This is a genomic window from Agromyces sp. NPDC058110, from assembly GCF_042884735.1.
Taxonomy (GTDB): domain Bacteria; phylum Actinomycetota; class Actinomycetes; order Actinomycetales; family Microbacteriaceae; genus Agromyces.
The window spans coordinates 399,498-409,110 of sequence record NZ_JBHVTI010000004.1 but is presented as its reverse complement, the minus strand read 5'-3'; the positions used below and the strand labels follow the sequence as shown (position 1 = coordinate 409,110).

The 9,613-nt window shown below is 71.6% G+C and carries 14 protein-coding genes; 6 read left to right on the top strand and 8 right to left on the bottom strand.

Translation table 11 applies throughout. The features are described 5' to 3' along the window. Positions 1 to 121 precede the first annotated feature (121 nt). The 5 genes from ACFVS8_RS12100 to ACFVS8_RS12080 all read left to right on the top strand — a co-directional run bounded on the left by ACFVS8_RS12100 (position 122) and on the right by ACFVS8_RS12080 (position 4,262). Positions 122 to 586: a GNAT family N-acetyltransferase gene (locus tag ACFVS8_RS12100; protein ID WP_387062202.1), complete on the top strand. Its 465-nt coding sequence runs from the start codon at positions 122 to 124 to the stop codon at positions 584 to 586. Then, entirely contained in the window at positions 583 to 1,434 is an 852-nt protein-coding gene (locus ACFVS8_RS12095) for an alpha/beta fold hydrolase (RefSeq protein WP_387062199.1), read from the top strand. Before ACFVS8_RS12100 ends, ACFVS8_RS12095 begins: the two co-directional genes overlap by 4 nt. A gap of 194 nt (positions 1,435 to 1,628) precedes the next feature. After that, positions 1,629 to 2,273: a carboxymuconolactone decarboxylase family protein gene (locus tag ACFVS8_RS12090; protein ID WP_387062196.1), complete on the top strand. Its 645-nt coding sequence runs from the start codon at positions 1,629 to 1,631 to the stop codon at positions 2,271 to 2,273. Then, positions 2,270 to 3,148 carry an RNA polymerase sigma-70 factor gene (locus ACFVS8_RS12085; protein WP_387062193.1) on the top strand — a complete coding sequence of 293 codons (879 nt, stop codon included), beginning with the start codon at positions 2,270 to 2,272 and terminating at the stop codon, positions 3,146 to 3,148. The genes ACFVS8_RS12090 and ACFVS8_RS12085 overlap by 4 nt, the downstream gene beginning before the upstream one ends. Before the next feature lie 25 nt (positions 3,149 to 3,173). After that, entirely contained in the window at positions 3,174 to 4,262 is a 1,089-nt protein-coding gene (locus tag ACFVS8_RS12080; RefSeq protein ID WP_387062191.1) for a winged helix DNA-binding domain-containing protein, read from the top strand. Between the two features lie 11 nt (positions 4,263 to 4,273). Here ACFVS8_RS12080 and ACFVS8_RS12075 read toward each other — a convergent pair whose 3' ends face one another. The 4 genes from ACFVS8_RS12075 to ACFVS8_RS12060 all read right to left on the bottom strand — a co-directional run bounded on the left by ACFVS8_RS12075 (position 4,274) and on the right by ACFVS8_RS12060 (position 5,998). Continuing rightward, positions 4,274 to 4,582 carry a hypothetical protein gene (locus ACFVS8_RS12075; RefSeq protein WP_387062189.1) on the bottom strand — a complete coding sequence of 103 codons (309 nt, stop codon included), beginning with the start codon at positions 4,580 to 4,582 and terminating at the stop codon, positions 4,274 to 4,276. Further along, positions 4,582 to 5,100 (bottom strand): hypothetical protein, encoded by a 519-nt coding sequence (locus tag ACFVS8_RS12070; protein ID WP_387062187.1) that lies wholly within the window; start codon positions 5,098 to 5,100, stop codon positions 4,582 to 4,584. Before ACFVS8_RS12070 ends, ACFVS8_RS12075 begins: the two co-directional genes overlap by 1 nt. A gap of 95 nt (positions 5,101 to 5,195) precedes the next feature. Then, entirely contained in the window at positions 5,196 to 5,768 is a 573-nt protein-coding gene (locus ACFVS8_RS12065; protein ID WP_387062184.1) for a DUF1697 domain-containing protein, read from the bottom strand. Between the two features lie 50 nt (positions 5,769 to 5,818). Further along, positions 5,819 to 5,998 carry a hypothetical protein gene (locus ACFVS8_RS12060; RefSeq protein ID WP_387062181.1) on the bottom strand — a complete coding sequence of 60 codons (180 nt, stop codon included), beginning with the start codon at positions 5,996 to 5,998 and terminating at the stop codon, positions 5,819 to 5,821. 59 nt (positions 5,999 to 6,057) lie between these two features. Here ACFVS8_RS12060 and ACFVS8_RS12055 point away from each other — a divergent pair, with 59 nt between their 5' ends. After that, positions 6,058 to 6,951, top strand: coding sequence for a TerC family protein (locus tag ACFVS8_RS12055; RefSeq protein WP_387062178.1), 894 nt, complete (start codon positions 6,058 to 6,060; stop codon positions 6,949 to 6,951). A gap of 42 nt (positions 6,952 to 6,993) precedes the next feature. Here ACFVS8_RS12055 and ACFVS8_RS12050 read toward each other — a convergent pair whose 3' ends face one another. From ACFVS8_RS12050 to ACFVS8_RS12035, 4 genes are all read right to left on the bottom strand, one after another. Next, a complete protein-coding gene (locus ACFVS8_RS12050) occupies positions 6,994 to 7,569 on the bottom strand; it encodes a dienelactone hydrolase family protein (RefSeq protein WP_387062175.1) in 576 nt (191 codons plus the stop codon). Positions 7,570 to 7,628: 59 nt separating this feature from the next. Then, positions 7,629 to 8,069 carry a VOC family protein gene (locus ACFVS8_RS12045; RefSeq protein WP_387062172.1) on the bottom strand — a complete coding sequence of 147 codons (441 nt, stop codon included), beginning with the start codon at positions 8,067 to 8,069 and terminating at the stop codon, positions 7,629 to 7,631. Positions 8,070 to 8,176: 107 nt separating this feature from the next. Beyond that, positions 8,177 to 8,569 carry a hypothetical protein gene (locus tag ACFVS8_RS12040; RefSeq protein WP_387062170.1) on the bottom strand — a complete coding sequence of 131 codons (393 nt, stop codon included), beginning with the start codon at positions 8,567 to 8,569 and terminating at the stop codon, positions 8,177 to 8,179. A 138-nt stretch (positions 8,570 to 8,707) separates the two neighbouring features. Further along, on the bottom strand, positions 8,708 to 9,592 hold the full coding sequence (locus ACFVS8_RS12035; RefSeq protein ID WP_387062167.1) for a sigma-70 family RNA polymerase sigma factor: 885 nt from the start codon (positions 9,590 to 9,592) through the stop codon (positions 8,708 to 8,710). Positions 9,593 to 9,613 lie beyond the last annotated feature (21 nt).

Below are 9,613 nucleotides of genomic sequence, written 5' to 3'. Positions count from 1 at the left end.
GAGTCGTGAGAGAAGAGCGGGAGTACCGGGTTTCAGGCGGCCTCTCCCCGGGTTGCGCCAAGCAGATCACGGCTGGTCCCACCCGCCACCGAACCTCGCACACGATCGAAGGAGACGGCACATGAGCGCAGACGACGGATTCACGCCGATCGAGTACCCCGACGCGGCCGGCTATCCAGACGGAACCGGGTTCCTCGACGAGGGCACCGAGGCGCTGGTCGACGAGGTGACGGCCGCCGAGGTGCGCGACGTCGACCGGCCCTCCGCCGACTCCGAGGCCGAGATCGAGGTGCATCGTCGCGACGCCGACGGCGGCGGGAGCCGGTACGCCGCGACGATCGACGGCGATGAGATCGCCAGCGTGCGCTACGCCCAGGAGGGCGACGTGATCGACGTGCTCACGACGAGCGTCGAACCCGAGTTCCGCGGGCGGGGCATCGCGGCCGACCTCATCGCCGACGCGCTCGACGACATCAGGGCCAGGGGGCTGCGCCTCGTCGTGCACTGCCCTGTCGTCGCGGCGTTCGTGCGCGCCAACGCCGAGTACGCCGACCTCCTCGAGCCGCGGCATCCGAGCGACGGATGACCCGTTCGCTGCGCATTGCGCGACCCGACGGCGCCGAGATCGCCGCCGAGGTCATCGGCGATGCGGGGCATCCGTTCGTGCTGCTCATCGCCGGAGGCGAGTCGTCGATGGACTGGTGGCGCCCCACGTTCTGCCGGCGCATCGCGGATCGCGGGTTCCGGGTCGTGCGCTACGACCAGCGCGGCATGGGCGAGACCACGCTCGGGCCGGCGGGTTCGCGGCACGACGGACTGCCGGTCGCCGTCGGCGACGTGATCGCCGTGCTCGACGCGTTCGAGGCGCGCACGGCTCGGCTCGTCGGCTTCTCGGCGGGCGGCTGGGTCGCCCAGCTCACGGCCCTCGACCACCCCGAGCGGGTCGACACGCTGACCCTGGTCTCGACCAGCCCGACCATGTTCGAGGCCGACGACGACCTGCCCGAGGCGATCCCTCGCATGCAGCGCGCCTGGGCGAGCCCGGTGCCCGACCCCGACTGGAGCGACCCCGGAGCGGTCATCGAGCACCACGTCGCGATCGACCGCGACTACGCGGGCGACGAGTTCGACGAGGAGCACGATCGCGCGATCTGGACCGACACCGTGCGCCGGTCGCCCGACATGCACCGCGACGAGGGCGGCGCCGACGTCGTCGATGAGGCCCCGCGCTGGCGCGAGCGGCTCGGGCGCCTCGACGTGCCGACCGAGATCGTGCACGGCACGGCCGACCCCGTCTTCCCGATCGGCAACGGCGAGGCGCTCGCCCGCGACATCCCGGGCGCCCGGCTCACGAGGGTTCCGGGCGGCGGGCACGAACTGCCGCCGAGCGCCTGGTCGGCCGTGGTCGACGCGGTCGCGCGCCCCATCGGGTGACCGGTCGGCGATCCGGCACGTCGTGACCCGCTGCGCGATCGGTCACGGCGCGATCCGTCACGGCGCGATCCGTCACGGAACGCCGGATTCGGGCTCCTGCTGAACCGGATGTCACACGCGAGCGCCGGCCGGTGTCTTCATGCCGACGGATCATCCGGGAACCGAACCCCGGACGTCGAACGCAGGAGGACACGATGACCACCCAGACCCGCATCCCGCCGACCGAGCTCACCGGCGTCTTCGGCACCGTCGTGAAGATCGCTGCCAAGCGCATGCTCGGGCAGGTGCCCGACTCGATGGGCGTGCTCGCGCATCACCCCGCGCTCATGCGCGCGTCGATGGGCATCGGCCGCAAGGTCGAGGCGCTGCACGAGCTCGACCGCAACCTTGCGAGCTACGCCGTGATGGCGACGGCCGCGACCATCGGCTGCAGCTGGTGCCTCGACTTCAACTACTACAAGGCGCACAATGAGGGCCTCGACGAGGTGAAGGCGCGCGAGGTGCCGAACTGGCGCGAGTCCACGGCGTTCACCCCGCTCGAGCGCGACGTCATGGAGTACGCCGAGGCGATGTGCCAGACCCCGCCCGCGGTCACCGACGAGCTGTCGGCGGCCCTGCTCGCCGAGCTCGGGCCGACGGCGCTCATCGAGCTCACGGCGAAGGTCGCGTTCATGAACATGAGCTCGCGCATGAACGTCGCGCTGGGCATCCACTCCGAGGGGTACGCCGACGCGTGCGAGCTGCCGCCGCTCGCACAGCGGTCGGGCGCCTCGGCTGCGGCGCCGGCGACGTTCGCGCAGACGGATGCCGCGGCATCCGTCGTAGGCTCGGCGTCATGACCGACGCCGACCCGTTCGTCACCCATCGCGGCCTGCTGTTCACCGTCGCCTACGAGATGCTCGGATCGGCGGCCGACGCCGAAGACGTGCTGCAGGAGTCGTGGTTGCGGTGGGACGCGACCGACCGGTCGGAGGTGCGCGACCCGCGGGCGTACCTCGTGCGCATCGTGACGCGGCAGGCGCTCAACCACCTGCGCGCGATGTCGCGGCGACGCGAGTCGTACGTGGGGGAGTGGCTGCCCGAGCCCCTGCTCACGAGCCCGGATGTCGCCGACGACATCGAGCTCGCCGAGAGCGTGTCGATCGCGATGCTCACGGTGCTCGAGACGCTCGGCCCGACCGAACGCGCCGTGTTCGTGCTCCGCGAGGTGTTCGACGTGCCGTACGACGAGATCGCGTCGGCCGTCGACAAGTCCCCGGCGGCGGTGCGCCAGATCGCGCACCGCGCGAAGGAGCACGTCGCAGCCCGTCGGCCGCGCGTGACGGTCGAGCGCGCGGAGCAGGAGGCGGTCGTCGCCCGGTTCGTCGCGGCCGTGAACTCGGGCGACCTGCAGGGCCTCATGGACGTGCTCGCTCCCGACGTGGTGTCGGTCGCCGACGGCGGCGGGTTCGTGAAGGGCGCCGCGCGCCGACCGATCGTGGGCGCCGACAAGATCGCGCGCTACCTTCTCGGCGGGCTCGCGAAGCTCGGCCTGCCGTTCGAGGCGCGACCGACGTGGGTGAACGGGCATCCGGCGATCCGCGGCGAGGTGGACGGCTCGCTCGCCGGGGCGATCTGCTTCGAGGTCGAGGGCGGGTTCATCACGCGCATCTTCTCGATCGCGAACCCGCACAAGCTCGGCCGGCTCGACGAGGAGGCGTCGTTGATGCGGTGAGCCCGCGTCGCCCTAGGCTGCGGGTATGACCACCGATCGCGACCTCGCCCGCTGGCGGCTGCGCTCGCAGCGCCTCGTCGAGCCCGCCGCCGACGCCGAGGAGGTCGTGCGCACCCTGCTCGCGGTGCAGGCCGAGAACCCGTCGCAGTCGGCGTGGGCGGTGGCGACGCGCACGGTCGCCCCGAACGCCGAAGACCTCGCGGCGGCGCTGGCCGACGGGCGCGTGCTGCGCACCCACGTGCTGCGTCCGACCTGGCACTACGTGCACGCCGACGATGCCGCGTGGCTGCTCGAACTCACCGCGCCCCGGGTGCTGCCGACAACCGACCAGCAGCTCCGCCCGATCGCCGACGACCTGCCGAGGCTCGGCGACCTCATCGTCGCGCTGCTCGCCGAGACCCCCGACCGCACGCGTGCGGAGGTGGCCGCCGCCCTCGTCGAGCGCGGCGAGCACCTGACGGGCCAGCAGCTCATGCTGCTGCTCGCCCACCTCGAGCTGCACCTGCTCGTCTGCAGCGGCGCGCCGCGCGACGGCGAGCACACGTACGCGCTCTTCGCTGACCGGGTGCCTGCGCCCCGCCGCCTCGATCGCGAGGAGGCGCTCGCCGAACTCGCGGTGCGCTACCTGTCGGCGCACGCGCCGGCCACCGATCGCGACCTCGCGTACTGGGCGACGCTCACGCTCACCGACGCGCGCCGCGGCATCGCCGCCGCCGGCGAACGTCTCGCGTCGTTCGAGCACGACGGGCGGACCTTCTGGCACGCGGCCGACGTCGCCGCGGTCGCCGCGGCATCCGCTCCTCCCGAGGCGCCGGCCGCCCACCTGCTGCAGGTGCTCGACGAGATGTACCGCGGCTACCAGGACTCCCGCTGGATGCTCGATGCCGACGGCGTCGTGTCGCGCGAACGCGAGGCCACGATCGGCATGGCCCTCGTCGACGCGCAGCTCGTGGCCGCCATGCGGCGCACGCTCACGGCGAAGGCGGCGGTGTTCGAGATCCGCCCGCACCGGCCGCTCGCCGAGGCGGAGATCGGTGCCGTGCACGACGCCGCAGCCCGGTACGCCGCCTTCCTCGGGCTCGAGCCGCGGGTCGAGTTCGCGTCGGCCGGGTAGCGCCTACCGGCTCAGCGGGCGGCCGTGCGAAGGCGCCCGGCCCCGAACGGCACCGCCGGCGCCCGGTACTCGAGGGCGGGCGGATGCCGCGGCTCCAGCACGAACTCGGCTCGACCGTAGCGCCAGGCGCGGTTGAAGAGGAACACCCCGACCTGCACCGCCTCGTCGGAGGGGACCTGCCAGGTTCCGCGCCCCCATTGCGCCGGCTGGCCGCGGCCGCCGATCACGAGCGTGGGCTTCACGCCCCAGTAGAGCGCGAACCAGGGCTTGTGCAGGGTCAGCTCGATGCGACGAGTGCGGTTCGAGGCGCCATCGGGCATCAGTCGGTGCCGGTCTGCATCGGCGAGACGTCGATGTCGATGTTGCCGAGCACGAAGTCGGGGTACGGGAACGGCCCGACCCCGTTCCATGCCGTCACATCGATCGAGAGGAACGAGACCAGTGAGATCGCGGCCCACGCGGCGGCGACGGCGACGATGAGCACCGCCGCGCGATCGAGCGTTCGCAGCGCGACTGCCTCGGAATCGGCGCGGCGCAGCACCGACGTGATCGCGAGCAGCACGATCGCGACGATCGCGACGTAGACGATGGGGGCCGGTCGCAGCGTGAGGCTCACGCACATCGGGACGGCCTCGGTCGGGTCGCCGTTCGCGTCGAGGAACCCGCCGTCGCCGGTGACGCCGCCCGGGCAGCCGCCCTTGCTCGCCGTGCCCAGCAGCCCGTAGATGAGTCCGGTCGCGGCTGCCGCGACGAGCAGTCGTCGGATGCGGCGGATGATCGGCGCGCCCGGCAGGGTCGCGAGCGACGCGGCGGGCGGGCGTTCGAGGGTCTCGGGCATTCGGGTCTCCGCTCTCGGCATCGGTTGCGTCGGGGCTCCCTGCATGCTGGCAGCCGATGCCCCGCAGGGCAAGGCGCCGCATCGGTCGGTTCGTCTCAGTCGTCGTCGAGCAGTGCGAGCAGCCGGGTCGCCGTCTTCCAACTGCGCACGGTCATCTGCCGGAACACCGGCATCGCCATCAGCTTCTGGATGCGCGTCTTCGTGGCGCGAGCCTTCACCCGCGAGAAGTAGAGCGCGCCCGGACCAGGTGCGATGCTGTCGACGCCCTCGCGCAGTTCGGGCAGTTCGCCGAGCACTTCGTCGGCGGTGAGCGGCGACTTGAGGAAGTAGACGTCGCTGCGCAGCAACTCGGATCCGTGATCGGCCGGGGCCTGCTCGATCGTGGCCGCGAACTCGTCGCGCGAGCGCACGATGCACGGGATCTCGAACCCGAAGCGCTCGCGGAGGGCGTGCTCGATGGCGGCCTCGAGCTTCGAGCCTGACGATGCAACGCGCCCCCGGCCGCCCGAGTCGTTCACGGTGAACAGCACGTTGCCGCTCGACAGGTGCGTGCGCACGTCGCCGAACCCCGCGTGCTCGAAGCAGGCGATGAGGTCGGGCATGGCGACGGGATTGCGGCCGCCGACGTTGATGCCGCGCAGGAGCGCCACGAACCTCCGACCCGTCATCGCGAGCCTGGCCGTTCGACTGCTGGGGTGAGCGTGGCCACGGGCACGCGTCAGATCGCGCGCATGCGGTTGTTGCGCTTCATGCTGCTCCGATCGTCACGACTGGTCGGGGCACGATGATACGCCGGGGCGCCCGACGCGGCCACGACGAACCGAGCCTCGAGCACGTCGAGCTCCTCGAACTCGGTGTCCCAGTCGCTGAGCAGGTCATCGGAATCTGAAACGGCCACGATTCGATTCTCGTCGCACCCACCGACATCCGAACGCTCGTCGCACCTAGCATGAACGCGTGGACTTCTCCTTCGCCTTCACACCCGACCTGATCGCCGTCTTCGTGACCCTGTTCGTGCTCGAGGTCGTGCTCGGCGTCGACAACGTGATCTTCATCTCGATCCTCGCCTCGAAACTGCCGAAGGAGCAGCAGGCCAGGGCCCGCAACCTCGGTCTCACGCTCGCGATGCTGATCCGCGTGGTGCTGGTGTTCTTCGCCGGCTGGATCATCACGCTGAAGGAGGAGATCTTCGAGCTCTGGGGCATGGGCTTCTCGGTCAAGGATATGATCCTCATCGCCGGCGGCCTCTTCCTCGTCTACAAGGCTGTGACCGAGATCCACCACAAGCTCGAAGGGGCCGAAGAGGAGCACGGCGGTGCCCCCAAGCGCATCACCTTCACCTCGGTGCTGCTGCAGATCCTCGCGCTCGACATCGTGTTCTCGCTCGACTCGGTCATCACCGCGGTCGGCATGACCGAGAACCTCGTGGTCATCGTGACGGTCGTCGTGCTCTCGTTCGGCATCATGCTGTTCGCCTCGCGCTTCATCTTCGCGTTCGTGAACGCGCACCCGACCGTGAAGATGCTGGCCCTCTCGTTCCTGCTGCTGATCGGCGTGTTCCTGATCGCCGAGGGCTTCGGCGTGCACATCGACAAGGCGCTGATCTACGCGCCCATGGCGTTCGCGATCCTCGTCGAGGCGCTGAACCTCGTCGCGGCGTCGCGCAAGGCGAAGCGCGAGCAGCGCCGTCGCCAGCCCGTGCAGCTGCGCCCGCAGTATCCGGCCGTCGACGAGACGGTGGCCGTGTCGGCCGCGCTGTCGACGGGCGATGCGAGCGGCTCGGTCGGACTGTCGAGCCGGCCCGTCGAGGGCGAATCGGATGCCGCGCAGGAACGCGCTGGGCTCGGCTGACCCGACTGCCGGTCGGCCGGCGCACCGCACCGATCGGCGCAGTCAGCCCACGCGTGCGAGGAACTCGAGCACGCGCTCGGTCAGCAGCTTCGTCGGGGCCGCGTCGTAGCTCGGCAGGCTCGAGTCGGCGAAGTAGTGCTGGTCGCCCGGGTAGAGGAACAGCTCGACGTGCTCCTCCTGCTCGACGAGTTCGCGGGCGGCGTCGACGTCGCCTTCGTCCATGAAGATGGGGTCGGCGTCGGCGCCGTGGATCTGGGCGGGCAGCCCGGCCGGCCACTCGCCGAACTCCGACGCCGGAACGCACGAGTAGAAGAACAGCGCGCCCTTCGCGCCCGCGCGGGTCTGCGCGAGCATCTGCGCGGGCAGCACGCCGAGCGAGAAGCCCGCGTAGACGAGATCGTTCGGCAGCGCCTCGGCTGCGCGCTCGCCGCGACCGAGGATCTCGCCCCATCCGGTCTCGCGCGCGTAGCCGACCCCGTCTTCGATGGTCTCGAAGGTGCGGCCCTCGAAGAGGTCGGGCGTGTGCACGGTGTGCCCGGCGGCGCGCAGCTCGTCGGCGAAGGCGGTGAGGCCCGCATTGGGCCCGAGTGCGTGATGGAACATCAGGACGTCGGCCATGGTGACTCCGTTCTCTTCGGATCGGTTCGGTTCGGTTCGGTGCGGGATGCGGCGCAGGCTCACCCCACGCGCTGCGCCAGCGCGACGATGATGCCGGCCGGCCCGCGCAGGTAGCAGAGGCGGTAGACGTTCGCGTAGTCGACGACCTCGCCGATGACCTCGCCGCCGTGCGGTCGCAGACGTTCGAGCGTGTCGTCGAGGTCGTCGACGGCGAACATCACGCGGTGCAGTCCGAGCGTGTTCGGCGGCGGCGCGGCCGGCTCCGTCGGAGACGCCGTGGGCGCGTGGTAGTAGGTCAGTTCGAGTCGACCCTGCCCCTCGGAGACGCGCATCATCGCGATCTCGCTGCGCACGCCGTCGAGGCCGACGGTCTGGTCTGCCCAGACGCCCTCGATCGGCTGCCGGTCTTCGAGCTCGAGTCCGATCGCGGCGAAGAACGCGATGGCGGCGTCGAGATCGTCGACCACGATGGCCACGTTGTCCAGGCGGAGCACGGTCATGCGCCAGAGGCTATGCCCGACGGCCGACATCCGCACGGGGGTGTCCGATCGCCGAGTGGCGTGCTAACGGCCCGGATGGGCCGAGCCTGCGACGATCCGTTCGCGGCTCAGTCCGACACGCGCGCGCTCACGACGCGCAGCGACGGGCCGTCGCCGCGCACGACGCAGCGGAGCTCGGCGTAGTCGACCCGACCCGTCGCATCGACCGACGTCACGGAGCCCGAGACGCGTCGGGCGCCGTCGGCCTCGGTCATGCGCAACGACGGGGCCACCTCGACGTCGGTGTGGCCGCGCCCGGCGAGCTTGGCCTCGATCGCCGAGGCGCACAGCGAGTCGACGGATGCCGGCGGCCGGGCGATCGCAGCGACGGCGCCGCCCATGAGGGCCGCTCCGAGGGCGACGATGAGCACGGGAACCGCGACCGGCACCCAGAAGAGGGCGCGTGCGGATCGGACTGTCGGGGGTTCGGGCGCCTCGCGGACGCCGGTTTCTGAGTTCATGTCGAGCACGGTAGGGGCGACGCGGCGCCGCGACATCCGTGCGCCGCACTGAGATCCGCACGGTGCAGCACTGAGATCGACTCGGTGCGGGCCCTGGGAGCGCGCTGGGGAGGCCGGTGCAGGCCCGCCCGGTCGGCCTCATCGAGGCGGTTGCAGGTGGCCGAGCTTCTTCGGGTTGCCGATGCCGTGGATCACCGAGATGCGGTCGTCGGCGAACTCGAGTGCGAGCACCGACACGACGCGCCCGCGGCGGCGTGCCACGATGCCCGGCTCGGCGTTCACCACCGCGGGTTCGAACGAGAGGCCGAGGCCGCCCACGCCCGCGAGCAGCTGCCTGGCGACCGTCTCGGCGCCGACGACCACGTCGGTCGGGGCGTCGGGGTAGACGCCGCCGGAGTCGAAGTGACCCTGCGCGTCGGAGGCGAGCGCGGCGACGAGGCCGTCGAGGTCGCCGTCCGACGCGGCGCGCGCGAACCGCTCGGTGAGCCGCCGCGCGACGACGGGATCGACGGCGAAGCGCGCGTCGCCCTGCGCCGCGATCCGCCTGCGCGCCCGCGACGCCGACTGCCGCGCGCTCGCCGGGCTGACGCCGAGCACCTCGGCGACCCGATCGAACCCGAGGTCGAACACGTCGTGCAGCAGGAACGCCGTGCGCTCGGCGGGCGAGAGCTGCTCGAGCACGACGAGCAGCGCCATGCGCACCGAGTCGTCGAGCGTGACGCGATCCTCGGGCAGCGTGCGGTCGTCGGTGACGACGGGCTCGGGCAGCCACGGGCCGACGTACGCGCGGCGGGAGTGCTCGTGGGCGCGCAGCCGGTCGATCGCGAGCCGCGACGCGACCGTGACGAGCCAGGCGCGCGGCTCGTCGAGCGGGGCGGCATCCGCGTCGTCGAGGCGCGCCAGCAGCCGCACGTACGTCTCCTGCGCGACGTCCTCGGCGTCGGCGACGGAGCCCAGCACGCGGTAGGCGACATCGCGCACGAGACGTCGGTGCTCGATCCAGAGGTCGGCGAATTCGCTCATGTCTAGACGACGATCCACCCG